This is a genomic window from Paenibacillus alkaliterrae, from assembly GCF_021532375.1.
Taxonomy (GTDB): domain Bacteria; phylum Bacillota; class Bacilli; order Paenibacillales; family Paenibacillaceae; genus Pristimantibacillus; species Pristimantibacillus alkaliterrae.
Genome location: NZ_JAKGAP010000046.1, coordinates 1 through 23,802, shown reverse-complemented (window position 1 = coordinate 23,802; position 23,802 = coordinate 1). Strand labels below are relative to the sequence as shown.

The following is a 23,802-nucleotide window of genomic DNA, read 5'->3' as shown; positions in this document are numbered from 1 at the left end:
AGCTTAGACTTCATTTCGGTAATACTGCAGAGTGTCTGCAAGGGACTGCTCAAATGAAATTTTCGGCTCCCACCCGAATGCTTTAATAGCGGTTATAGGAACCGGTGGAGGAGGTACATAACCGGGGATCTGCCCCGCTTCCAGGGGCAAATCACATTCGGTCATGGCCTGAAAGGCATGGACGATATCCCCCAATGACCGGTTTCTGCCGGAACCCAAGGCATACACCTGCCCAGATTCACCTTTTTCCAGCAAATAGGAATAGGCCGTTACGGCATCCCTCACATCCAGGTAATCACGCTCTTCAACGAAAGATGATAACCGAAACGGTTGATGATCCTCTCCCCTTTCGACCTTCGCAATCTTCCTGGCAAGCAGTCCGCAAATACCGGTGGAACGGCCGGGACCGATTAAATTGGATGGCTGTGCAATAAGAATCTGCTGACCAAAGAGAGCTCCCCAAGAGCGGGATGCCAGTACCTGCAGCGTTTTACTCAAACTATACGGGTGCTGCGGGATTGGCGGATCCGTCAATGCGAAATTCAGCATGGATCCTGCAATTAATACACGACAGCGGGAATGATTGCGCAGTGCGTCCAATAAATAGATCGTTGACATCAAATTGGTTTCCAGGAAGGAGGCGGGATCTAGCCAGGAAGCTGCCACCGAGTTATGTCCTGCCACGTGCAGCACCCAATCGGGTTCTGACTCTTCCACCATTCTCTTCACGTCATCGCGTTTTGTCAGATCGCCAAATACGGCAGAACATCCAGCTGGGTTAACTCCTTTCTTCCTAAGAGCAGCCGTAACTTGCATGCCTGCTGCAGCAAAATGCCGACACGCATGCTGTCCTGTAAATCCGCCTGCTCCAGTAATCAGAATACGGCGTGTCAATGTCCCCACATCCAGTCCCTAAGCTCATGAAGCATGGTCGCATAGTCAGGGACCGAATAATGGAAATCGTTGCGCGTATTCCGGAGCGTCCGGTCTATCCTTACCGAATCGTTCTCACGGATCGCGATGTTCTTTTTGTGAAACACTTCCCGGAACAGACCCAGCAATTCGAACTTGCTGATTGGTTTCGGAGCTGTCACATGCAGCAAGCCGGTTATAGGCTCATTTTCAATGATGTGCCGGATACATTTAGCCAGCTCGAGCGTAGTCACACCGTTCCAAAAGGCTTGACTGTAACCGTCGACTTCTCCCTCCCGCTGCATAAACCAATGCATCAGACCGATTCCCCGCTCCCGAATTTCAGGACCGACGATCGAGGTTCGCAATGTTAGGTGCGGCGCGGCGGTAATCTCGCCTAACGCCTTGGATATAGCATAGACAGAAGTGCCGTCAGGCGGGTCATTCTCCGTATGCCCGCCTTGCAGCCCTGAGAATACACAGTCTGTGCTGATGTGGATCAGCTTCCCTCCATTTTTTTTCGCCATTCTGCCGAGAAAATGGGGAACAAAGCCGTTTACCCAATAAGCCTCCTGCGGTTGATTTAGAGCAAACTGGTTCAAAATGCCCATGCAGTTAATCGTGATATGCGGGGATACCGACTCCATTACCTTTTCCATTAACAGCGGATCCCGGGCATCTACATAAAGCCCGTCGGAATCCTGCTTGTTTCGTGTTGTGTAATAGACGTCATACCCCTCCTGCTTTTGGAAGTATTGAACTAGCATATGACCTAACATTCCCTGTCCGCCGAAGACCATAAGCTTCATGTCAAGAATCCCCCTTTCATAAGCAGAGCCTTAATATCCTCTTTGTTCATAAGGGAGTGGCTGGAGCAGAAACTGTCAATCTTGACCTTTGGATACGAGGAATAATGAGCTTTCAGCTTGGGAATATCTATGGTAGGCAAAATGACTAAGTACTGATCGTCATACGTAACCGTCGTGTGGCTTTCGAATTCCGAAAGCAATATTTCATGAATTTTCTCCCCTGGGCGGATGCCTAATTCCACCACACTCACATCTGTTTTCCCCAGATGTTCGGTCAGCACCTCAGCCAGATCAATAATTTTGCAAGTAGGCATCATCATGACAAAAATCTCTCCGCCGACGCCTTCCATGGCTCCCCTCAACAATAGACTGATCGCTTCCTCTTGGGTAAGGAAAAAGCGGGTCATGTTCTTATCCGTAATGCCAATCTGATTTTTCTCCTTGATCTGCTTGATGAACAAGTGAACGACACTGCCGTTAGTCCCAAGCACATTGCCCCCCCGAACACAGATAAACCGGGTATCCGATTGCAGCAGGTTAGCCTGAACGATCAATTTTTCCCCGATTGCTTTGGTCATTCCATAAAAGTTGGAAGGGTTCGCCGCTTTGTCAGTCGAAATATTAATGACCTTTTTCACTTTGTTTTCAATGGCTGCCTCAATGACATGCTGCGTACCAATGACGTTCGTCTTCAATGCTTCATACGGCTGCTCCTCACACACAGGCACATGCTTTAACGCTGCCAGGTGAAATACATAATCCACGCCTTCACAGGCTTTTAACAAAGCTTCCTTATCTCTAATATCTCCTATGCAGAAACTGAGCCGCGGATCTTCAAACTCTCTTTTCATCGCTACCTGGCTGGATTCGTTCCGGGAGAATACGGTCACCTTCCTGGGATTTTGAGGAAGCAGCTGGCGAATCAGCTCATGTCCCCAGGAACCGGTCCCCCCGGTGACCAGGATCGTTGCGTTAGAGAACATTTTTTTTTCCTCCTAATAAAAAAGTAACTACTTTCGCGGATACATCCGGGTCCATATAACCCTCGGGGCAGCGCCAACCGGCAGGATGCTTCGCCATGATGGATGCAGCCTCAAGGATCTGTTCAGCTTGAAGACCCGAGACAACGTTGCTTCCGCAATCAACCGTTTCCGGACGTTCTGTACTGTTGCGAATCGTCACGGTCGGGACCTGAAAGATACAGCACTCCTCCTGAACCGTACCGCTATCGGTGAGCACGCATAACGCATTCTTCTCCAGCTGGACAAAATCAAAAAAACCGAAAGGCTCGTGCAGCTCCACTAACGGGTTGATAGACAAGGAAGGATACTTGGCAAGCTGCGATTCCGTTCTCGGGTGAAGGCTGCAAATAACTCTCATCTGATAGGCTTCAGCGATTAGATTAAGCCCTTTTACAATTTGCTCGAGATGCTCGGGCCGATCCACATTCTCTGCCCGGTGTGCCGTAACCAGAAAATATCGCTGCTTGGTGAGATGCAGGGTTTCCAGAATAGGGCTGGCATCAATGAAATTTCCATAATGTTTCAGCACCTCATAGATGGGATTTCCAGATATGATGATCCGCTGGGGCGGAACACCTTCCCGTAATAAATTTTCCTTGCTCTGACGGGTATAAGGCATATTCATGCTTGATATCGCATCGATCACCTTGCGGTTTTTCTCTTCAGGTACGCTCAGGTCAAAGCAGCGGTTGCCAGCTTCCATATGAATGACAGGAATCCCCATCCGTTCTGCCAGAATCGCGCTCAGCGCGCTGTTGGTATCGCCCAGCACGAGAACTTTGTCAGGTTTATCTCTCATAAAAATAGGCTCAAGCTCCGCAAATAGAGTCGAAAGCTGTCCGCCAAGCGTTTGCTGCCGGGTTCCCAAGATAACATCAGGTTGCCTAAGCTGCATGTCTTGAAAAAAAACTTCGCTTAGTGAATGTGTGAAATTTTGCCCTGTATGAATAAGCAGGTGTTTCTCAGCGAGCTCATCAAGCTTGCGGATAATAAGACTCAGCCGGATGATTTCCGGCCTCGTACCCAGAATGGTGATGATCTTCATCTTCTCACCCTTTTCGATGCTTTCATTTTCCTTGGCAGCAATTTACGGATACGAGTACGGGTACTCCTTTTTTTGATTGTCAGCTTGCCTTTGTGCTTGATCCGTTTGTTCCTTAATCGGCCTATGTGTTTGGCACCTTTACGACGTTTGATTGAGGGTGCTTTGCCGGATGCAGCAATAGGCGTTCCAAGCGTATATTCCTCCAGCTCGAGGTCGGTCAGAGCAACGATCTGGTCGTAATGGTGATGCTTCCGGAAAACGGCCTCGGACGAAAAGGGATGACGAATGCCATTATGCATGATATAAATAGCAGGTCCGCTGCCTTTAGCGACAAAGTGCGAAGGAGCATGAAGACGCAGCGGTTTATTCCTGCTGATCGGCCGGCCTGTAGGAAAAGCCTGAAGCTCAACATCCGGGAACCCCATCACCTGATCCCACTTCCATCTATAAAACTGAAACACTTCCTCGTTTACAATATGGCGTTTCACACCATTCTCTAACAAGAACACCAATGTCGAGGCATTCCCCTTGATAACGGAGCCGTTTGGATATTTCAGCTGTGTCACCTGGTGTGAACTTTTTTTCGCTTCAATGACCGGGATCACACGCGGCAGGAACTGATTCAACCGTTCACGGAATGCTCCTATCCCGAATACTTCCTGCGCTGCCCTGCTGCTTCTCTCTCCTACCTGCATGCGCAGCGCCGAATCCTGCACGAGAGATTTAACCTTCATCGTAAGATCCGCAACATTGCCTTGCTCCGCCAAGAATGGGCCATTTCCGGTCGAGGTGAGAATTTCAATTAACCCTCCGGATCGATAAGCAACAACGGGCTTTCCAAAAACAAGCCCCTCCAAGGCTGTTAAGCCAAAACCTTCATTCCATAAACTGGGTACTACAACGATGTCCATAGCGGGGTAAAGGGAAACGATGTTTTGCTCGAAAGGGAGAATAAAAACACGCGAGGTATAACCGTTTTGCTCAATAATGTTCATACAGGATGCGAAAAAATCGGGATCGACAGCCTTTCCGATGACCATAAACCGGGCTTCAGGAAATTCCGGACACAGCGTCACTGCCATTTCTACAAAGTGTTTCAGTCCTTTATTAGCGTATATATCAGAAGAAATATAACCGATCACGGTATGAGAATCATTCAGGCCAAGTTGGGTCCGCTTCATGATCCGGTGTGCCTGCCAAGTCTCTGGAGCAAGCTCTACCATACTCCATGAAGGAGGAAGCACGATCTTTTTCGATTCCATATCAGGACTGTTGAAGGATTTCAAGGCAGCATGTGAAATGCCGACCAGCCAATCCGAATAACGATGAATGATATCCACGGAGAGTGAAGTCCACTGGTTCTCTTGAATCACTTCGGCAATGATCCATGCAACGGGAATGCCAAGCATTTTCCCGGCTACAGCTGGAAGCACATTGACGCAAGTGTTCGTCATAATCAAGTCAGGTCTATGAATGTGAAGCAAATTCAATAACGAAGTGGACTTTGGATCGGCTGCAAGGTTTTGAAAAAGCTCCTCAACATCGGGAACAGGTTGATATAACTCATGCAATGTCGAGTAATCTTCAACAACTGTGACCACTCCGAAATGTCTCGCCTCTGTGGAAAGAACACCTTCATTAGGGACAACCAGCACAACTTCAAAATAAGGCTGAAGCTCCCTGGCTATGACGAGCAGCATTTTTTCAGCGCCTGTGATATGAGAAGTGTAGCAAATATGAGAAAATAACATGACTTTCGGTTTGTTATTTACCAAATCAGTGCATACCGATTAGAAACAGGTATGCGTTCACCCCCTGTTATTCAACTTTTATCAACATGGACTTATGCGTAATTTTGTTGTTCTTCTTGAAGCATTCCTTGCGCATGGCCGGCAATAAATCCTTCATTATATCCTTGATCAAAGCCCGCATTAAATTCCGCTCCATGATTTTTCGGAATCCGCATTGCAACTCCTTTCCGCTTAGGACGAAGTCGTCTCCTTTTCACTGCCTGTTTACTCTTCCTCCTGCCAACTTTTTTGACAGAAGTTCTCTTACCGGTTTTTCTTCTTTTTATAGCCATGTTACCCTCCTCCTCCAAATACGGTCCGCAGCAATTGCGCCATTCTGTTCACATACGTATGATCCCGCATCGTCCTATACAAACCTCTTAAGGCGATAAATCTTCTCTCCTCCTCATGCTGCAAATAATATTCCATCTTCTCCCTAAGTTCTTCGGGCGTCGTATAGGTCACAACTTCTATGCCCGGCTTATAAAATTGACCCAGATCATCCCGCACATCCGTGATCTGCAGAACGCCGCATCCGGAAATCTCGAACGTCCGCGGATTCGGCGAGAAGGCTTGAATTCTCCTGCTGTTGCTGTTATACGCTTCATCATCGTAAGCACGGTGCAAATTGATGACGATTTTCGCACCGTTATACACTTTCGAGGTCTCCTCCGGGTTCAGCCAAGTACCGGGACTAACTTTAGAAGCAATCAGTTTATAGTTTTGGAGTCTCTCCCACCATATACCTGAAATGGAAACATTTTTTCCGGATAAGTATGGAGCAAGGCGATCGAATACGGCAATCCGATTCCAGTAAGCTGAGCCAATAAAACTAATATCTTTGCGCATGGATATGGAAACCGGTTTGGGCCTGAAGATAGATGACTGAGCTGCAAAAGGCAAATAATGCACTTGATTGCATCCCAACTCCTGATACAAAGACAAACAATTCCGTTCCAATGTAAAAATGTAATCATAATGGGGTGCTATCTTTATCGTGATGTCCGTATAGTAAGGATCATCGGTCAGCCATATCGCAGCAGGTATACCCATCTGCCTTAATGAATTAATTCTCTCAACGGACAGATTCATTCCATCTAATACAATGACAAGATCAGGCCGGCTTAGCTTGATTAGTCCTTCCAGGTTGTGGACAGGAGCGCCAATTTTAACCGGATCATTATCCGGATTCCCAATAATGAGCTCACGGACAATCAACCGCAGGCTTTCTATGATTGCATGGTCAATGGGTGCATATGGATAACCTTTTCCAGAGGTGACATAGAGAACACGAACATCCCAAAAACCGTCACCCCCCCGGTCATTCACTGCCTTGCGGATTACCGCCTCACACCGGCCCAGGAAAGTTCCATCCGACAATCCCAGCCCGTATCCGGTTTCCCTTCCCAGCTGCTTTGCCGATTGGGATTTTCGAAGTGCCATCTTGTTTTCCTCCTTTTATGGAAATACGATTTGCAGCAGCTGTTCCAACCTTTTGCCAAACATGTGCTCAGTGAAGGTACGGCGAAGTCCCCGTAAAGCAATTCCTCTTCTTTCTTCTTCATGGGTTAAATAATGCTGCATTTTGGATATGCATTCCTGTGGCGAAGCAAACGTTTCGATATCATGACCTGGCGTATAATAATCATGAAGATCATGACGTATATCTGTAAGCTGCAGCGTCCCGCAAGCCGAAATTTCAAAAGTTCGTGGATTGATCGAATACGCCGGCAAATTACGGCTATTTTTGTTAAAGTCAGGGTCGAATGTTAGCCGATGAACGTTAATGACAATCTTGGCTCCGTTGTAATATTTAACCGATTCCTTTATAGGAATCCATTGCAAGCGTATCCGGTCCTTCAATAAAGCATAACGGTCTAATTTTTCCCACAAGGCTCCTGCAATCATTACTTTTTTATCGGCCAAGAAAGGAACCAATCGGTTAAAAAGCTCAATCCGATTCGGAAAAGCGTTCCCGATGAAGCATACATCGCTCTGATAGCTTATATCCACATGCATAGGTTTATAGATATTCGTATTAACCGCAAGCGGCAAATAATAGGTTTGATGATTGCCCAGCTCCCGATAATAAGGAACACAGCTAAGCTCATGGGTGAAAATATAGTCATAGTGTGTTGCCAGCGATGCTGTAAAGTCCGAAAAATAAGGATCGTCCGCAAACCAGATTGCCGTTTTGATGCCCATTGACCTTATTTGCTCCACATGCGCAGCATGGTCCTCTGGAAATACGTGAAGTCCGTTCAATACAAGCACGAAGTCAGGTCTTAGCTGATTCGCCCGTTCTACCATCTCAGCAGCTGCTGCGACATGAAACTCCCGTACCATACCCTGCATAGCATGAATGACACCTTCATCAAGCGCTTCAAATCCTTGAGGAATAAATAAAACCTTGACATCCCTCATTGTCCATGTTTCTGCAGGTATCCGATTCATGATCGCTTGGCATCCGCCCATTCGAATGCCATGCTCCCAGCCTCTTTGGAAGCCCTGTTCCCAGCCTGCCGCAGCAGCTCCAACGATTGTTCTCGCCATCATTACCCACCTTGTCTCGTTATGAATGATAGTCATCGTATAAAAAAGACTTAAGCGCAGATTTCCAATCCCTCAGTGGTGTAATACCATGAATACGGATCGATTTATGTTCAAAAGCAGAGTACTGCGGTCTCGTGGCGGGAAGAGGAAAGTAAACGTCGCTTACAGGAAAAACCTGAACATGATCCATTTGCAGGCATTTCATAATCTCCAGGGCAAACTCATATCTTGAGCATGAGCCCTGATTAGAAGCATGATAAATGCCGAACTTCTCAGTCGTGATCAGCTCCCCGATAAAGGAGGCTAAATCCAGGCAATACGTCGGTGATCCGAACTGGTCATTGACCATGGTTAGCTGACCTTGCGATTTGGCTTTATCTATCACTTTGGTAACAAAATTGGCTCCCTTGGTCCCATACAGCCAAGAGGTTCGCACAATAAAAGAGCGCGGGCAGGACTTGACGACAAATTTTTCTCCGAGAAGCTTGGAATTCCCATATACATTGCATGGATTCGTCTTATCATCTTCTGCATAGGGCGTACCCTTCGTACCGTCAAAGACATAATCTGTGCTGACATAAACGAGTTTGGCGCCGATCTGTTCACTAACCTTAGCTACATACCACGAACCGTATGCATTGACCTGATAGGCCAGTTCCACCTCCGATTCAGCCCTGTCTACATTCGTATAAGCTGCCGCATGAATAACGACATCCGGTTGCAAATCCGTCAGCAGCTCTTCTACTTGTTTCTCGTCGGTAACATCCAACTGCTGCCTTGTTAAAGGGGTTACATCATGAAGGGGAGAAAGCACCCGCATGAGATCATAGCCAAGCTGGCCTCCCGCTCCGGTGATCAATACTTTCATTGGCGATCAGTCCCGTCTTGTTTGCGGTAAGAGCCGTCGGCTATACGCTCACACCACTCCGGATGCTGCAAATACCACTCAATGGTTTTTTTGATTCCTGTTTCAAACGAATACCGGGGCATCCATCCGAGCTCTTTTTGAATCTTCGCCGCATCAATGGCATAACGCCGGTCATGCCCCGGTCGATCATCAACGAAATGGATCAAATCAGTCGGTTTTCCGAGTTGTTGCAGAATGCTTTGTACAACCTCAAGATTGGTCCGCTCATTTTGCCCGCCAACATTGTAGACTTCTCCAGGTTCCCCATTCTCAATTACCCGTTCGATGGCGGAGCAGTGGTCATCCACATATAACCAATCTCGCACGTTCATACCGTCTCCATATATAGGAATAGACTCATTGTGAATGGCCCGGGTTATGATGAGCGGAATAAGCTTCTCAGGAAATTGTCTGGGTCCATAGTTATTGGAGCAGCGGGTGATGACAGCAGGGAAGCCGTAAGTTTCATAATAGGCTCTGACAAGCAGATCCGAACCTGCCTTACTTGCCGAATAAGGACTGTTAGGTGCAAGAGGGGTTGTTTCTGTAAAAACTCCTTCACTTCCGAGTGTCCCATATACTTCATCTGTAGAAACATGTACGAATTTCTTCACTTGATGCTTACGGGCCGATTCCAGCAGCCGCTGTGTACCCAGCACATTCGTTACGACAAAACCGCTCGGGTCCCGAATGCTGCGATCCACATGAGATTCCGCCGCAAAATGGACGACCGCATCTATCCCTTGTTCCATAAGCTGATCCATCAATGGCGTATCGCCAATATTCCCTTGCACAAACTGATAGCCAGCTTTCCCTTCCAACTCTGCGACGTTGTCTGGATTTCCTGCATACGTAAGCAGATCCACATTGATCGCGCTGTCTTGCGGATGCTGCCTCTTCCAGTAGTGGAGAAAGTTACTTCCAATAAAACCCATTCCGCCCGTAACAAGGATCACAGACATTTCTCGTCCTCCTTGCTAAGAAAAAGAGCGGCATGGAGGAGAGATTCATGTGTGCCTGCATCAATCCACCAACCTGTTAAAAATTCATGCTTAAGCATTCCAGCCGCAGCGTAAACATTATTGACATCGGTAATTTCCAGTTCTCCCCGTTTAGACGGTTTTTGCGTTTTAATAATTTCAAAAACGGCGGCATCAAACAAATAGATGCCTGTAACTGCATAGGTTGAGCTAGGATGCTCAGGCTTTTCCTCAATAGCTGTTATGACCGTCCCTTCTAGAATGGGGACGCCATATCTCCTAGGATCATGAACCTCTTTGAGAAGCACCTTGGCTCCTTGTTCTTGCAGCTGGAATTGTTCAACAATGTGTTTAATAGAATCCTGAAACAAATTATCGCCTAGAATGACTGCAAATTTTTCATTCGGATGAATAAACCCCTCGGCTAAACTTACTGCCTGTGCAATACCGCCTGCCTCGTTTTGAATCTTGTAGGTAATGTTAACCCCCCAATCCTCTCCACCGCCCAAATATTCGGCAAACCAGCCCAAGGATTGCTTATTTGTGATTAATAAAATATCCGTGATTCCAGCATCACGGAGCTTCTGAATGGAATAATTGATCATCGGATATTTGCCAACAGGCAATAGATGCTTATTGAATATTTTCGTTAAGGGATGCAATCGGGTTCCGGTGCCTCCCGCAAGCACTACACCTTTCATATGTTACAAACCCCTCCCATGCCTGGATTTACTATGTTTACCCTGTTTCATTCTGCTATTCTCTTTAATGCCTTAAACCGCCTATCTGCTCATGGAGTAGTTTCAAAGACACAGAGAAGCCATGCCATTCGCTTATGTTTATAAAACTCAAACCGCCAGTCTTTTCACCTGTCTTGTTAATCATATGCGTCCTCTCCTATTGGAGCATGGACAATTACCCCAAACTCGGAAAATTGGGTGAAAGAAAGTGAGAGGAAACGACACTGCTGCGTCGGTGCTCCGAGTGCGCACAAAAAAACGCGTGAGATAAATACTCAAGCGTTCTCTTCTAAATATATCTATGATTATTTCGATCTCGAAAGCAAATATAAGAAATAAGGCGCGCCAATAACCGCAACGACAATACCGGTTGGAATTCCGTCCGGCTGAATGATCCAACGTCCCAGCGTATCCGCGACTAGAACGAGCAAACCTCCCGTTAATGCAGACGCCGGAAGCAGCGCCTGATGCTGCGGACCGACGAGCCTCCGCGCAACATGCGGCGCAATAAGCCCGACAAAGCCGATCCCTCCGCCGACAGCGACGCATGAGCCGGCTAAACCGACCGCTGCGGCCAGCAGCCATGCCCTTTCCTTGTTGACCTGCGCTCCTAAACCTGCAGCCAGCTGATCGCCCAAATTCAGAGCATCCAATACTTTGGCCTTATAAAAAACGAAAGGCAAAATAAAGAGCAGCCAAGGAAGAAGAGCAAGAACGAATTTCCAGTTGGTTCCCCAAATATTTCCCGCCATCCAAACGGCTATGAACTGAAATTGGTTCGGGTCCAGCCTGATTTGCAAAATTTGAATGGTTGCGCTTATCCCCGCAGCAAAAGCGATCCCAACCAGAATCATCCGTGTCGGCATTAATCCATGGCTGCGCTTATACGAAAATGCGAAAATAAGCAGCGCCGTCAATGCAGCTCCCAGCAAAGCAAGAAAAGGCATCAAAAAAATGGAGCCTCTCTCCGTCGCAGGGTAAAAGCTTATGAATAGCACGACCGCCAGACTCGCGCCCGCATTAATGCCAAGCAGTCCCGGATCGGCAAGCGGATTGCGGGACAAGCCCTGAATGATAGCGCCCGATACCGCAAACCCGGCACCTATCAATACGGAAATGACAATGCGGGGCAATCGAAAATCAAACAAAATGAGCTCCTGTTTCTCTGTCCCTCCGCCGAATAATGTCTTTAGCACGTCGAGAGGACTGAGCCTGATATAGCCTGTATTCATGCTGATCATAAACGAAATAATGATAAGTGAACTAAGAGCGGCAATTACAATATACGCACGTTTTTTCCTGCGCTGCTCGGTCGCTGTAACATATAAAGTACTCAAAGCTATTCCCCCCTCATTCTAGTGATCAGATACAGGAAAAAGGGAACGCCGATTACCGCGATAATCATCCCGATAGGCGTTTCTGCAGGAGGATTAACCATTCTCGCTCCGATATCGGCAAATACCATAAGCAGGCTGCCGAGCACAGCGGAACAAGGAATAATCCAGCGATAATCGACACCGACAAGAAAACGGGCGATATGCGGAATAATGAGACCTGCAAACCCGACTGATCCGACAGCCGATACGGCCGCTCCCGCGAGCAGCAATACGATTACGACACCCGCAGCCTTAACGAGGCCCGTGCGCTGACCAAGTCCAGCCGCCACGTCATCGCCTAAGCTTAATAATGTGATCGAACGCGAAATAACGGCGGCAGCAAGCAATGCTCCGATAATCCAAGGCGCTATAACTTGAATCTGAAGCCATTTCGTGCCCGCTATGCCTCCGGCATACCAGAAAGCCAAATCCTGGCCCACTCGGAAATAGATCGCAATGCCTTCGGCTAAAGCCACAAGCAAAGCTCCCACCGCCGCTCCCGCCAAAGTTATCCTCACAGGCGTTAAGCCGCCCTTGGCCAGCGAGCCGATTCCGTATACGAGTCCCAGTCCGATTGCCGCTCCCCCGAAAGACATAAACATAAGCTTGAGATAAGACAGTCCCGGAAAAAAAGCGAAGCACACCGCCAGCATCAAGCCTGCGCCCGCATTTATGCCGAGCAGGCTTGAGTCGGCGAGGGGATTGCGCGTCATGCCCTGCATGACGGCTCCAGCAACCGCGAAGGCCGCACCAACTAATGCGCCGGCAATCGCGCGGGGCATCCGGAGCTCCTTAATGACTAAGTGGTCAGTAAGATCCGGATTGAACCGAAACACCGCTTCCCCTACCGTCGAGAGGCTAATGTTCGCCGCTCCGACAGATATGGACAGCGCAAGCGATAGAACGAGTGCCGATATCCCCCCGATTAAAATAAGGCTGGCCGTAAACGGCCTCGTGCGCAGCTTCGGAGCTGAGGGCGCTTTCGATTTCATTGGTGCGGACATGCTTCAATCTACCTTTCTGTATGTAAACTTTCGGATACAAAAAAACCTGCTATAATGATAACGATTCTCGTTTTCAATATAGCAGGTTTTATATCATTTTTCAATGTATGAGAATCGATTCGGCGCGAAGGCGTTCAGACTCACCACTGAAGTCTTCTCCTCCAGCAGATCGGCGACTGCAGCAGCCGTAACCGGGCTAAGCAAAATGCCATTGCGGTAATGACCCGCCGCGAGAATGACAGGCCCGATGCCCTCTACCCTGCCGATCAAGGGCAAGCCGTCGCGGGTCGCAGGACGCAGCCCGGCCCACCGATGCATCGTTTCCTTTCTTTCCAGAAAAGGAAACAGCCGGCTGCTGCTGCGAATGAGTCGGCCGATGCCGCGTTCCGTCACATTCGTTTCGAAACCTGCAACATCCTCAGACGCGCCGCAAACAAGTCTATCGTTTCGTTTGCCTACCCAATAGGCTTGACTCGAAAATACCATATGTCTTACCTCATTCGCCGGATGCTCGAACGAGCATATTTGTCCGCGAATCGGATGAATCGGAATCGTTAGACCGAACCATCGCTCATAAGCGCCTGTCCAAGCTCCCGCGCATACGACTAAACGGTCGGCATGTACGGGCTGGTCCAACGCTTTCGCACGAACAGAAGCTCCTCCGCTCGGATGAGCTTGCACTTCTTCAATGTCGCCGGCATGCTCCAGCATCTCAACGCCCAGCTTGCGGCATGCCGATTCCAGCGCACTCACTAGCTTCGGCGCGTATACATGGCTTTCCCCGGGCGTATAAACGCCGGCGACCGCTGCTGTGGAAAGCATCGGCTCCAGCCTCTGAAGCTGCGCCGCGTCAATAAGCTGCGCCGCTGCTCCCCATTCGTTCTGCCAACGCAAGCGGGACTCGATGGGCAGAATATCCGCTTCATGCATTACGACGTTGATGCTTCCGCTTTGCACCCACTCCGCCGACATGCCTGACAGCTCTTCGACTGCCCTTATCCATTCCGGATACAGCCGCAAGCTGTTTAAGCATAGCTGGAAGAAATCATCCGGCTGCTCTGTATTTTCCGAGAACGGCGCCAGCATGCCCGCCGCTGCGCCAGACGCCTGGCCGCCTAGCCCGCCCGGCTCGATGAGCGTAACTCTCATGCCTCTGCGCGCTGCTTCGAAGGCGCAGGACAGACCGATAATGCCGCCTCCGAGCACTGCAACCGCTTGCGGCATTACGGCTTCCCTCCGCTGTCAGCGCCTGCCGCCGCTTCAAATAACGAGCCCGCCCAATCACTGCTGGCCGAAGCATATTTTTTCCTCGGAATACGTCCCGCCAGCCAGGCAAGTCTTCCCGCTTCAATCGCAAGACGAAAGGCGCGCGCCATAATAATAGGATCCTGCGCTTTAGCGATAGGCGTATTTGCCAGGATGCCGTCTGCCCCAAGCTCCATCGCTTCCGCCGCATCCTTAGCCGAGCCGATGCCTGCATCAATGATAATAGGTACGCTTGCTTGTTCCGCTATCAATGCCAGATTGTACGGATTCAATAATCCAAGCCCCGTACCAATCGGCGATCCGCCCGGCATGACAGCCGACGCTCCCGCTTCCTCCAGCCTCTTGCAGAGTATAGGGTCGTCCGACGTATATGGCAGCACGATAAAGCCATCCTTGGCAAGCTCCTCCGTCGCGCGAAGCGTCTCGATCGGATCCGGCAGCAGCGAACGGGAATCTCCGCTAATTTCGACCTTGATCCAATTTCCAAGACCCGCCGCTCGGGCCAAACGAGCGATCCGCACCGCTTCCTCAGCCGTTCTGGCGCCAGATGTGTTCGGCAAATAGGTCACTGGCTTTCCTTCAAAATGCTGGAGCACTGAATCGTCCTCTACGCTTTCGAGATTAACCCGGCGAACAGCGAACGTAATGACCTCCGCGCCTGACGCTTCAAGCGCTTGCTGAAGCACGGCCGGACTTGGAAATCTTCCCGTTCCGAACAAAAAGCGCGAGCTTAGCGTGTGACCAGCGATGACTAACGGATCACGGCTTACCTTCTCTTCCAACCTGCTCATCCCCCTCCGACAAAATGTACGAGCTCTATGGAATCGCCGCTTTTCAATTCCGTCTCTGCCCAAAGGGCACGCTGCACGATGATGCCATTTAACTCTATAACGAGCTTCTTGTTTTGCTGTCCTGCCTGAATAACGAGCTGCTCGACCGTTCTCGCCCTCGTATGCTCCTCGCGTCCGTTCATCACAACCGTCTTTGACTCCTCGGCCCCCGCTTCCAAGCGTCGAAGGAAGGAGCGGCACATAGCAGCCGGATCATGACTGCCCACGATCGCCGAAACCGAGCAGATTCGATTTGCGCCCGCAGCAAGCACCAGATCCACATTGCCAAGCGTAATGCCCCCGATCGCCACGAACGGAATCGTCACATGGCGCGCCGCCTCCGTGACGTAGCTGGTCGTTACCGCGGCTCTTCCAGGCTTCGTATCGGTAGGAAAGACGGGGCCGACGCCGATATAGTCCGCACCATCTCGCTCCGCCGCCAAAGCCTGCTGCAGGTTATGCGTCGAGATGCCGATCATTCGGTACGGCCCGAGCAGCCGTCTGGCCTCGGCAATCGGCATATCTTCTTGACCCAAGTGAACGCCGTCGGCATCCGTTTCCAGCACAATATCGGGATAATCGTTAATAATAAACGGCACCTTATATTTTCGCGTCAGCTCACGGAGCGCCTTAGCCTGCTCTAGCACCTCGTCGCGCGAGCCCGTCTTGTTGCGCAGCTGCACGATCTGCGCGCCTCCAATAAGCGTCTGCTCGATAACGTCAACGACCGATTTACCCGGATGATTGGATTCCGCCGTAATGACGTACAAGCGGAAATCATTCCAAGCTTCCCTGCCCATCTTTCATCGCACCCTTTCATTCCTAAATCAACTGCTTCAGTTCCAGTACATAAGCTTTGCAAAGACGGACTGCATAGTCCGAATCCGACGTTCCCTGTACGAGCACGCGCCCATCCGGGAAGAGCACCAACTGCTCCCCGCTCGGCAGCTTTGCCCTTACTAAGTACCGATTTACGGTAATCATACAGCCTTGACCGCCCAGCCATTTCTCCAGCCTATCCAGATCGAGCGGCTTGCCGAGCGTCACCTGTACGGTGTCTCTTCCGCATAGCACGGTGAAGCCTAACTCTTCACTCTCCCGGTTAGCCTCTTCCGCAGAATCACTTTCGGCATGCTCCTGCCCGCAATATGAGCAATTCCCAATGCCCTGCGGCATCGCAGATTCACGCAGCCGGAACGACCATAAATCGACGCTAAGCCAGGTTTGACGCATGGCAGCGTGATTGCCCGTGAGCCATTTGATCGCCTCGGCTGCCTGGAGAGAAGCAATGAATTCTACTGTAGATGCCAATACGCCAACCGTATCGCAAGTATCGACCTCGTTCTCCGATTGTTCCGCGCCGATCAAGCAGCGCAGACATCCCGTCTCTCCCGGTATAAGCGTCGCGCTCATCCCGCCTGCTCCTGCTACGCCTCCGTAAATGAATGGAATGCCCTGACGAAAGCAGACATCGCTGAGCAGTAAGCGAGTGCTGGCATTATCGGTTCCGTCAAGCACAAGCTGCGCGCCGGACGCCAGCTCCTCCACATTCGTTCTGCTCACATCGGCCACCGATGCAATAACGTTAACCTCGCTATTAATGCCGCGAAGCTTATTCGCCGCCGCAACGGCCTTCGGCAGCACGGCGAGCGCATCAGCCTCATCGAACAGCATTTGCCGCTGCAGATTGCTCGGCTCGACGAAATCGCGGTCGACCAAGCGGACCTCTCCGACGCCTGCGCGGACCATATGCTGAGCAAGCGAAGCGCCGAGCGCGCCTACGCCGACAATAAGCACGCAAGCATCGGCCAGCTTTCGCTGGCCTTTCTCGCCGATAGGAGCAAATCTCGTTTGCCTGGAATAACGGTCAGACCATACGGTCCCCTCCGTATTAGCCATAAATCGTGCTCCCTGCCGCTTTGAACGCTTCCGACTTTTCCTTCATGCCCGCTTCGATCGCCTCCGCCGTCTCCATGCCGTTCTGCGCCGCATATTCCCGAATGTCCTGGGTAATGCGCATGCTGCAGAACTTCGGACCGCACATCGAGCAGAAGTGAGCCGATTTGGCGGCATCCGCCGGCAGCGTCTCGTCATGGTAGGACATCGCCCGTTCCGGATCAAGAGACAAATGGAATTGATCGCGCCAGCGGAATTCGAACCTCGCCTTCGACAAAGCGTCATCGCGCAGCTTTGCTCTTGGATGCCCCTTAGCCAAATCCGCGGCATGCGCCGCAATCTTGTAAGTAATGACGCCTTCCTTCACATCCTCCTTGTTCGGCAGACCAAGATGCTCCTTCGGCGTGACGTAACAAAGCATGGCCGTCCCGAACCAGCCGATCATCGCCGCTCCGATGGCGGAAGTAATATGATCGTAGCCCGGCGCGATATCCGTCGTAAGCGGGCCTAATGTATAGAAAGGAGCTTCGTCGCAAACCTCCAGTTGACGATCCATATTTTCTTTGATCAGATGCATCGGCACATGCCCGGGACCTTCGATCATTACCTGCACATCATGCTTCCAGGCGATCTTCGTCAGCTCGCCCAGCGTATCGAGCTCGGCGAACTGTGCGGCATCGTTCGCATCGGCAATCGAGCCTGGGCGCAGTCCGTCTCCTAAGGAAAACGAAACGTCGTATGCCTTCATAATCTCGCATATCTCTTCGAAATGCGTATAGAGGAAGTTTTCTTGATGATGAGCCAAGCACCATGCCGCCATAATCGAGCCGCCGCGGGAGACGATGCCCGTTACCCGTTTCGCCGTCAGCGGTATGTAACGCAGCAGCACGCCCGCATGAATCGTGAAATAGTCGACGCCCTGCTCCGCTTGCTCGATAAGCGTGTCGCGGAATACCTCCCAGCTCAAATCCTCCGCTTTGCCGTTCACCTTCTCAAGCGCCTGATAGATCGGCACCGTTCCGACGGGCACCGGGGAATTGCGGACGATCCACTCGCGGGTCGTATGAATGTTTTTGCCTGTGGACAGATCCATAATCGTATCGGCGCCCCAGCGCGTTGCCCAAGTCATCTTCTCCACCTCCTCCTCGATCGAGGAAGCGACAGCGGAGTTTCCGATATTCGCATTGATTTTCACATGAAATTGACGTCCGATAATCATCGGCTCGCTCTCCGGATGATTAATGTTCGCCGGAATAATTGCGCGGCCTGCCGCAATTTCGCTGCGCACAAACTCCGGCTCCATGCCTTCGCGAATCGCAATATACTCCATTTCCGGCGTAATGATGCCCTTGCGGGCGTAATGCAGCTGCGTGACATTATGTCCGGGCTTCGCTCGCAACGGATTTCTGTTCAAGGCTGGAAACAGTTCAGCCCCGCGCTGCTCGGCCTTCTCTGCGGACATGAACCCATTATCCTCCGGACGCACCTCGCGCCCTTCATAATGCTCCACGTCGCCCCGCTCCATAATCCAGCTGTTACGATAGGAGGGCAATCCGCGTCTCACGTCGGTCTCATAGCTTTCATCGGTATAAGGTCCGCTCGCATCGTATACGCGAATCGGCTCGTTTGGCAGCTCCTCCCCGTTTCTTCCCGAGCTTGACTCCAATGCAATTTCTCTCATCGGAACCCGGATGCTATCCTTCGAACCCGTTACATACACTTTTCTGCTGCCCGGAAGCGGCGTCGTTAATATTGGCATAATAAAAAACCTCCCAAATGGAATAGTTAGAATTCCGCCTGGAGGCCTACGCAAGCATATAAGAAAGTTTAATGCACCGCTGCTCTATATGCGCGATTTGGCAATGAGAGCAACTATCGCCGAGACGGTCTTGCCCCGCCGCTTCGCCTTTGCGTTAGCAGAAGCGTTTCAGCGAAGGCAAAAGAACCGCCCCAGCGAAGAAGCGGTTGAAATGTGTCGTCATGCGCGATCAACGGAGCCGAGTCATGCCCGGACCTATTATGCTTTGCCATACGTACTCGTTCAAGCTGACGTTTCAGCTGAATGCCGCAGAGCATACTCGCGCAATTCCATAAACGCACAATCCCACTTTCCTACGCTGGCATAACCCAGATCAGGTTCGAAGGGACCAAAGCTTTCGCTTTATCTCAGCCATAACAGCGCCCCTAGTGGATTTCCTTGTTTGACTATAACGTTAATACAAGAAGAGTGTCAACCCTCTATTTTTCATCACCCTTCAAAATAGGTCCGGCTATACCCCGCTTTCCAGCAACAGCTTCAGCCATCGATCCGCCGTATGGCGCCACGTAAACGTCTGCTCCACCCGCTCGCGGCTGCGGCGGCCGAGCCGCTCGCGAAGCTGCTTATCGCTCAGCAGCAAATGAAGCTTTTCCTTCAGTTCGGCTTCAATTCGGCCTTGGTTAACCAGGTATCCGGTCACACCGTTGCGAATGATTTCCTTCATTCCGCCGGCCCTCGTCGCAACGACCGGAACGCCGCATGACATCGCCTCTACGTTGACAAGGCCGAACGCCTCGCGCTGTCCGGAAGGAACGACCGCTACATCGGCAACCAGCATCCAACCCGGCACTTCGGTATGCGGAACGTATGGTACGAAACGTACATTTCCAGGGCTTCTCTGCGCGATGCGCTCCAACTTGCGGGCATAGGCGGTTTTGCGATGCGAGCCGTAAAACGGACTGCCGACAATGACGACGACAAGCTCCGGATGAGTTTGAGCGAGCTGTGGAACGATGTTCAGCAAATGATGGACGCCCTTAAGCGGAATGAGCCTTCCCATGAACAGCACCACTTTTTTGCCGCTCAATCCTCTATTTTGCCGCAGTCTATCCCGTATCGCCGCTCCTTCCGCCGAATGCTGCGACGGAAATCGCTCCGTATCGACACCCGGATAGATGACCCGCATCTTAGCGACGACTTCCGGCGCTTTGGACACGACGACCCTCCGAAGAAATTCACTGTTCACGATAATTTTATCCGCTGCCTGCAAGCATTTATGAAGCTTCGCCGGAGAAATGCAGGCCGGAAGAATAAAAGTCGAGGAATGCAAATAAAGCCAGACACGCTTGCCTGGATTCATTCGCTTCATCGTTAACACGTACTGCGGCCTATTCTCTACGTCTATTACGTTTGGAGAAAAGCGCTTGATAGATTGCGCTACCTCTTGAACGTATCGCTGCTTATTGCGGGCCGGAAATCGTTCACACACAACGCCGTTAAACTGCCCTTGCCTTGGCAATCGCTTCCCTAATCTTCCGTAAATGCGAGGTTCGGCATAAGGCTTCAGCAGCGGTGCAAACTTCTCGATCACCCGCTCGACGGAGCTGCTGCCCGAGGAGGGGATCGGGAACGATCCGGGGGTAACGATCGCCACTTTGATTGGTTCCATGTCTTCGGATGCCTCCTGCAGGAACTGCTTTTATTTGCAGTATCATACGCTCCGAATAATAGAAGTGACACGGCGCCCCAGCCGAGTGCTAAAGCCTGATTTTCATTTGGAACAAGCCCGCCTTGCGAGCAGCCATATAAATAATGACGACCAGCGGGCCGAGGAAAACGCCGATCACGCCAACGAGCTTGAAGCCCACGTATAAGCTGACAAGCGCTGACAGGGAGCCGATGCCAACTGAATCACCGAGAATTTTCGGCTCAACGATTCGGCGAAATACGGTAATGAATAGAAACAGAATGATAAGCCCGACGCCAGTATATAAATCGCCCGTAAGCAGCAGGTAGGTTCCCCAAGGAACAAGCACCGAGCCTGTACCAAGTATCGGCAAGATGTCGACGAGGATAATAAGCAAGGCAATCGCAAGCGGATATTTCACGTCGAGTATGAGCAGCCCGACCAATGAAATGATATATGTAAGAGCACTCAGGATGAATTGCGAACGCAGAAAGCCGAAAATCGATTTTTTCAAGTTATTAAGCAATCCATTGACTTGCGGCTGCGACTTCTCATCGAACATAGAAAGCACGGTCGTTTTCATGGTGTGCAGGCTGAAGCTTATCATATACACGGCAACCAGGAACACGATAAAGAAGATGAACATTCCCGGTATGCTCGAAGCGACCGCTATGACCGAATTCGATAAAGAGCCGACCATTTTCGTCAACGTGCTTGTTAAGCCCATTAACCACTCTTCTAACGTAGCAATTGCGTCAGGCGGAAAATGCTGATAAAGCGATTGTGCCTGAATCATCAGGTCGTCGACCATGCCGCTCGCATTCTCGAAATAGTTCGGTACCTTCTTGAAGAAGGCGATGAGCTCAGCCACAACCTTGACACCCAGCAAAGCGATCAAGCCAATGAGAATGACGGTGAAAATGCTGCTCGATACCGTCGCCGCCGCCAGTCTGTTCATGCGAAACCGTTTCATGAACAGCTGATTAAGCGGCTCCAGAAAGATAGCTACAACAAGCGCCAGCAAGAAAGGCGCTCCAACGGTAAATAATAAATAGAGCAGTAACAATCCCAGCGCGATAAACACGATTGTCTTAATTGTCAAACGCTTTTCCTCCCCTCTCCTATGCTATATGCGTTTGTTGCAGCCAATAAGCCTTGAATTAATCCGGCACCGCGCTGCGCTGATGGAAATCAACTTCTTTGTAATACATGTCCTTCACAAGCAAATTTGGTCCGCAGCAGGATGCGGCGGGACAGTGGCAATTGACACTTCGCGCCAGAGAGTGAGCAAGCCATCGGTCAAATAAGTCATCCAGCTTCGAAGAAGCGATATTGCCAAATGCCGGAACGTCCGAGAAATCCGTCACGAACACTTCGCCAGTAAATAAATTGACATTTAGCCGGTTGCGTCCATCCGGGTCGTTGCGAACCGTTACGTTCCGTTCGTTGGCCAGCCGCTTCAGCAACTTCCTCTCATTCGCGTTATCGCCGCAATGATAGAACGGCAGCGTACCGAACAGCATCCATATCGATTCATCCCTTGTGTCAAGCAAACGTTCGATGGCTTGCAGCATATGCTCGCGCGACAAAACCGGCAAATCCTTGGCGAAGGCGCTTGGGTACATCGGATGCACCTCATGACGCTTGCAGCCCATTTCGACAATCCGTTTGTGGATCTCTTCGATTTTGTCATACGTTCTGTAATTGATCATCGATTCCGCGGATACAAGCACGCCGGTCTCGCTTAAACGGCGCGTATTGTCAATCATTCGTTCATAAAGCTTCGCCGCCGCTTCGAGCGAAACATGGTGCCCGGCCTTCGCAAAGCCGATTTGGTGAAAATCCTCCGCCGACGTGTAATTAAACGATATATGCATGACGTCAAGATAAGGAGCAAGCTGCTCGTATCTGCTATATGGAAGGGTGACATTAGAATTAATCTGGGAGCGAATGCCGCGGCTGCGTGCATATTGAAGCAAAGGCACCATATAATCGCGTACCGTCCGATCGGAGAAAGAAGGCTCGCCGCCCGTTATGCTAATCGTCTCGAGATGCTCGACTTCTTCCAAACGATCCAGCATCTGCTTAAGCGGGAGCTTGGCGGGTTCTGCTAATACGAGTGTATCTCCAACGGCGCAATGCTCGCACCGCATATTGCAAAGGTTGGAAACCGTCATTTCCACACTGGTCAAACGATGTCTGCCATGCCGCTGAAGCGACCGAATCGGATCCCATGGATCATTCGCCGGCGATAGAGCAGCCAGCGGTTTATTGGTTTGTTGCAAATCTGCCATATTCATCTGATTTTCAGCGAGGATACCCCGAATTCTAAGCGATAGCATAAGTCGAGGAGGATTCGTCCTCTCTCCTTTCGATTAACAGAGTGCTTGCATGTTCTACTCGTCTTAGTTTTTTGTAACTGGCTGAGGCATGGATTTTTGTGCCATCTAATTTTCGTAAATCAAAATATCCACTGCTTCGTCTACCAAAGATAAAACTCTCTTGATTTTCGTAAATCACTTTATCAAACAACTGATATCCTTTGACGAAGCGTACTGCCTTATTTGATTTACGTTTTCCTTTACTGATGATATACCCATAGGTCAACGTGGCATGTTGGAAAGGCTTGTCGTGCCTACAGCACCGCTCCTACCCCTAAGAGCTTTTAACCATAGACGACAGGGCTACATACTTGGGGAGCATCCATAGGTGTCGTGACCTTTCCAACGTAGCCTGCGAGAGACTAAGGGTAGACAACAAGGACTTTTTACAAGCCCCCACTTCAAGCCTCAAATGAGGCTAAGTGGTGGGTTATTGACTTATTCAGCACCTGACTTCTTGTTCTTGAATGAAACATTCTACTTTTTATTGTAATGCCCGCATCCACTGGAAGCAAATAAAACCGTGGAAAAAAGAAAAGGGAGCCCGGTCGGCTCCTAATCATTTCTATCAAATTTAGCCGAGAGGACTCCCACTTCTACAAAGTGGTGAGGTGAATCGGATCTTCCTGAATTCGCAATAAAGATCTTTGCTTTTAAAGAACAGTTTGGTAAAATGAAAATTAAGAACACATGTTCTTTGACAACTGAACATATGCGGTTGTAGCAGGTATAACTGGCTCTGCTACGTAAAATGTTCAAGCCTCCGAAAGAGCCGAGATTCTTAAGAATCTTACAATAGGCTCATACGTACTCCCAAAGGCATAGCCAATGGGATAGAGGGGTGA

Annotated in this window: 22 protein-coding genes and 1 riboswitch; of the genes, 1 reads left to right on the top strand and 21 read right to left on the bottom strand. The window is 50.3% G+C overall.

Annotated elements, in window-relative coordinates:
• Nucleotides 1–3: 3 nt before the first annotated feature.
• The 18 genes from L1N85_RS18460 to thiC all read right to left on the bottom strand — a co-directional run bounded on the left by L1N85_RS18460 (nucleotide 4) and on the right by thiC (nucleotide 18,889).
• The gene (locus L1N85_RS18460) at nucleotides 4–903 is read right to left on the bottom strand and encodes an NAD-dependent epimerase/dehydratase family protein (protein ID WP_235240527.1); all 900 of its coding nucleotides are present in this window, start codon (nucleotides 901–903) and stop codon (nucleotides 4–6) included.
• Complete coding sequence (locus L1N85_RS18455) at nucleotides 891–1,721, bottom strand: dTDP-4-dehydrorhamnose reductase family protein (protein ID WP_235240526.1); 831 nt, start codon at nucleotides 1,719–1,721, stop codon at nucleotides 891–893. Before L1N85_RS18455 ends, L1N85_RS18460 begins: the two co-directional genes overlap by 13 nt.
• Nucleotides 1,718–2,704: a polysaccharide biosynthesis protein gene (locus L1N85_RS18450; protein ID WP_235240525.1), complete on the bottom strand. Its 987-nt coding sequence runs from the start codon at nucleotides 2,702–2,704 to the stop codon at nucleotides 1,718–1,720. The genes L1N85_RS18455 and L1N85_RS18450 overlap by 4 nt, the downstream gene beginning before the upstream one ends.
• Nucleotides 2,694–3,788, bottom strand: coding sequence for a non-hydrolyzing UDP-N-acetylglucosamine 2-epimerase (wecB, locus tag L1N85_RS18445; protein ID WP_235240524.1), 1,095 nt, complete (start codon nucleotides 3,786–3,788; stop codon nucleotides 2,694–2,696). Before wecB ends, L1N85_RS18450 begins: the two co-directional genes overlap by 11 nt.
• Nucleotides 3,785–5,488 (bottom strand): glycosyltransferase, encoded by a 1,704-nt coding sequence (locus L1N85_RS18440; protein ID WP_235240523.1) that lies wholly within the window; start codon nucleotides 5,486–5,488, stop codon nucleotides 3,785–3,787. Before L1N85_RS18440 ends, wecB begins: the two co-directional genes overlap by 4 nt.
• A 143-nt stretch (nucleotides 5,489–5,631) precedes the next feature.
• A complete protein-coding gene (locus L1N85_RS18435; RefSeq protein WP_235240522.1) occupies nucleotides 5,632–5,871 on the bottom strand; it encodes a hypothetical protein in 240 nt (79 codons plus the stop codon).
• 1 nt (nucleotide 5,872) lies between these two features.
• Entirely contained in the window at nucleotides 5,873–7,021 is a 1,149-nt protein-coding gene (locus tag L1N85_RS18430) for a CgeB family protein (RefSeq protein WP_235240521.1), read from the bottom strand.
• Nucleotides 7,022–7,036: 15 nt separating this feature from the next.
• Nucleotides 7,037–8,134, bottom strand: a complete 1,098-nt coding sequence (locus tag L1N85_RS18425; protein ID WP_235240520.1) for a CgeB family protein — start codon at nucleotides 8,132–8,134, stop codon at nucleotides 7,037–7,039.
• 16 nt (nucleotides 8,135–8,150) lie between these two features.
• Nucleotides 8,151–8,999 carry a dTDP-4-dehydrorhamnose reductase gene (rfbD, locus tag L1N85_RS18420; RefSeq protein ID WP_235240519.1) on the bottom strand — a complete coding sequence of 283 codons (849 nt, stop codon included), beginning with the start codon at nucleotides 8,997–8,999 and terminating at the stop codon, nucleotides 8,151–8,153.
• Nucleotides 8,996–10,000 (bottom strand): dTDP-glucose 4,6-dehydratase, encoded by a 1,005-nt coding sequence (gene rfbB, locus L1N85_RS18415; RefSeq protein WP_235240518.1) that lies wholly within the window; start codon nucleotides 9,998–10,000, stop codon nucleotides 8,996–8,998. Before rfbB ends, rfbD begins: the two co-directional genes overlap by 4 nt.
• The gene (locus L1N85_RS18410; RefSeq protein ID WP_235240517.1) at nucleotides 9,991–10,719 is read right to left on the bottom strand and encodes a sugar phosphate nucleotidyltransferase; all 729 of its coding nucleotides are present in this window, start codon (nucleotides 10,717–10,719) and stop codon (nucleotides 9,991–9,993) included. Before L1N85_RS18410 ends, rfbB begins: the two co-directional genes overlap by 10 nt.
• Before the next feature lie 344 nt (nucleotides 10,720–11,063).
• A complete protein-coding gene (locus L1N85_RS18405) occupies nucleotides 11,064–12,041 on the bottom strand; it encodes a FecCD family ABC transporter permease (RefSeq protein WP_407946516.1) in 978 nt (325 codons plus the stop codon).
• 56 nt (nucleotides 12,042–12,097) lie between these two features.
• On the bottom strand, nucleotides 12,098–13,138 hold the full coding sequence (locus tag L1N85_RS18400; RefSeq protein ID WP_235240515.1) for a FecCD family ABC transporter permease: 1,041 nt from the start codon (nucleotides 13,136–13,138) through the stop codon (nucleotides 12,098–12,100).
• A 93-nt stretch (nucleotides 13,139–13,231) separates the two neighbouring features.
• Nucleotides 13,232–14,362 carry a glycine oxidase ThiO gene (gene thiO / locus L1N85_RS18395; protein WP_235240514.1) on the bottom strand — a complete coding sequence of 377 codons (1,131 nt, stop codon included), beginning with the start codon at nucleotides 14,360–14,362 and terminating at the stop codon, nucleotides 13,232–13,234.
• Nucleotides 14,362–15,195: a thiazole synthase gene (locus L1N85_RS18390; RefSeq protein ID WP_235240513.1), complete on the bottom strand. Its 834-nt coding sequence runs from the start codon at nucleotides 15,193–15,195 to the stop codon at nucleotides 14,362–14,364. The genes thiO and L1N85_RS18390 overlap by 1 nt, the downstream gene beginning before the upstream one ends.
• Nucleotides 15,192–16,034, bottom strand: a complete 843-nt coding sequence (gene thiE, locus L1N85_RS18380; RefSeq protein ID WP_328285242.1) for a thiamine phosphate synthase — start codon at nucleotides 16,032–16,034, stop codon at nucleotides 15,192–15,194. The genes L1N85_RS18390 and thiE overlap by 4 nt, the downstream gene beginning before the upstream one ends.
• 22 nt (nucleotides 16,035–16,056) lie before the next feature.
• On the bottom strand, nucleotides 16,057–17,133 hold the full coding sequence (locus L1N85_RS18375; RefSeq protein WP_235240512.1) for a ThiF family adenylyltransferase: 1,077 nt from the start codon (nucleotides 17,131–17,133) through the stop codon (nucleotides 16,057–16,059).
• Entirely contained in the window at nucleotides 17,126–18,889 is a 1,764-nt protein-coding gene (gene thiC, locus L1N85_RS18370; RefSeq protein WP_235240511.1) for a phosphomethylpyrimidine synthase ThiC, read from the bottom strand. The genes L1N85_RS18375 and thiC overlap by 8 nt, the downstream gene beginning before the upstream one ends.
• Nucleotides 18,890–18,992: 103 nt before the next feature.
• Here thiC and L1N85_RS18365 point away from each other — a divergent pair, with 103 nt between their 5' ends.
• Nucleotides 18,993–19,256: a hypothetical protein gene (locus L1N85_RS18365; RefSeq protein WP_235240510.1), complete on the top strand. Its 264-nt coding sequence runs from the start codon at nucleotides 18,993–18,995 to the stop codon at nucleotides 19,254–19,256.
• A riboswitch (TPP riboswitch) is annotated at nucleotides 19,223–19,326 on the bottom strand. (Overlaps the previous gene by 34 nt.)
• A 74-nt stretch (nucleotides 19,327–19,400) precedes the next feature.
• Here the strand turns inward: L1N85_RS18365 and L1N85_RS18360 are convergent.
• The 3 genes from L1N85_RS18360 to yfkAB all read right to left on the bottom strand — a co-directional run bounded on the left by L1N85_RS18360 (nucleotide 19,401) and on the right by yfkAB (nucleotide 22,876).
• Complete coding sequence (locus L1N85_RS18360; protein ID WP_235240509.1) at nucleotides 19,401–20,558, bottom strand: glycosyltransferase family 4 protein; 1,158 nt, start codon at nucleotides 20,556–20,558, stop codon at nucleotides 19,401–19,403.
• 88 nt (nucleotides 20,559–20,646) lie between these two features.
• Complete coding sequence (gene ytvI, locus L1N85_RS18355) at nucleotides 20,647–21,678, bottom strand: sporulation integral membrane protein YtvI (RefSeq protein WP_235240508.1); 1,032 nt, start codon at nucleotides 21,676–21,678, stop codon at nucleotides 20,647–20,649.
• A 58-nt stretch (nucleotides 21,679–21,736) separates the two neighbouring features.
• Nucleotides 21,737–22,876, bottom strand: coding sequence for a radical SAM/CxCxxxxC motif protein YfkAB (yfkAB, locus tag L1N85_RS18350; RefSeq protein ID WP_407946515.1), 1,140 nt, complete (start codon nucleotides 22,874–22,876; stop codon nucleotides 21,737–21,739).
• Nucleotides 22,877–23,802 lie beyond the last annotated feature (926 nt).

Bases quoted from the DNA above. Each gene is read 5' to 3' on its own strand.
- L1N85_RS18430 (WP_235240521.1), bottom strand. From the start codon at position 7,021: ATGGCACTTCGAAAATCCCAATCGGCAAAGCAGCTGGGAAGGGAAACC.
- L1N85_RS18375 (WP_235240512.1), bottom strand. From the start codon at position 17,133: ATGGCTAATACGGAGGGGACCGTATGGTCTGACCGTTATTCCAGGCAA.
- rfbB (WP_235240518.1), bottom strand. From the start codon at position 10,000: ATGTCTGTGATCCTTGTTACGGGCGGAATGGGTTTTATTGGAAGTAAC.
- L1N85_RS18390 (WP_235240513.1), bottom strand. From the start codon at position 15,195: ATGAGCAGGTTGGAAGAGAAGGTAAGCCGTGATCCGTTAGTCATCGCT.
- L1N85_RS18435 (WP_235240522.1), bottom strand. From the start codon at position 5,871: ATGGCTATAAAAAGAAGAAAAACCGGTAAGAGAACTTCTGTCAAAAAA.
- L1N85_RS18400 (WP_235240515.1), bottom strand. From the start codon at position 13,138: ATGTCCGCACCAATGAAATCGAAAGCGCCCTCAGCTCCGAAGCTGCGC.
- yfkAB (WP_407946515.1), bottom strand. From the start codon at position 22,876: ATGAATATGGCAGATTTGCAACAAACCAATAAACCGCTGGCTGCTCTA.
- L1N85_RS18440 (WP_235240523.1), bottom strand. From the start codon at position 5,488: ATGCTGCTCGTCATAGCCAGGGAGCTTCAGCCTTATTTTGAAGTTGTG.
- L1N85_RS18450 (WP_235240525.1), bottom strand. From the start codon at position 2,704: ATGTTCTCTAACGCAACGATCCTGGTCACCGGGGGGACCGGTTCCTGG.
- L1N85_RS18410 (WP_235240517.1), bottom strand. From the start codon at position 10,719: ATGAAAGGTGTAGTGCTTGCGGGAGGCACCGGAACCCGATTGCATCCC.
- L1N85_RS18360 (WP_235240509.1), bottom strand. From the start codon at position 20,558: ATGGAACCAATCAAAGTGGCGATCGTTACCCCCGGATCGTTCCCGATC.
- L1N85_RS18365 (WP_235240510.1), top strand. From the start codon at position 18,993: ATGAGAGCAACTATCGCCGAGACGGTCTTGCCCCGCCGCTTCGCCTTT.
- L1N85_RS18455 (WP_235240526.1), bottom strand. From the start codon at position 1,721: ATGAAGCTTATGGTCTTCGGCGGACAGGGAATGTTAGGTCATATGCTA.
- thiC (WP_235240511.1), bottom strand. From the start codon at position 18,889: ATGCCAATATTAACGACGCCGCTTCCGGGCAGCAGAAAAGTGTATGTA.
- thiE (WP_328285242.1), bottom strand. From the start codon at position 16,034: ATGGGCAGGGAAGCTTGGAATGATTTCCGCTTGTACGTCATTACGGCG.
- thiO (WP_235240514.1), bottom strand. From the start codon at position 14,362: ATGCCGCAAGCGGTTGCAGTGCTCGGAGGCGGCATTATCGGTCTGTCC.
- wecB (WP_235240524.1), bottom strand. From the start codon at position 3,788: ATGAAGATCATCACCATTCTGGGTACGAGGCCGGAAATCATCCGGCTG.
- rfbD (WP_235240519.1), bottom strand. From the start codon at position 8,999: ATGAAAGTATTGATCACCGGAGCGGGAGGCCAGCTTGGCTATGATCTC.
- L1N85_RS18425 (WP_235240520.1), bottom strand. From the start codon at position 8,134: ATGATGGCGAGAACAATCGTTGGAGCTGCTGCGGCAGGCTGGGAACAG.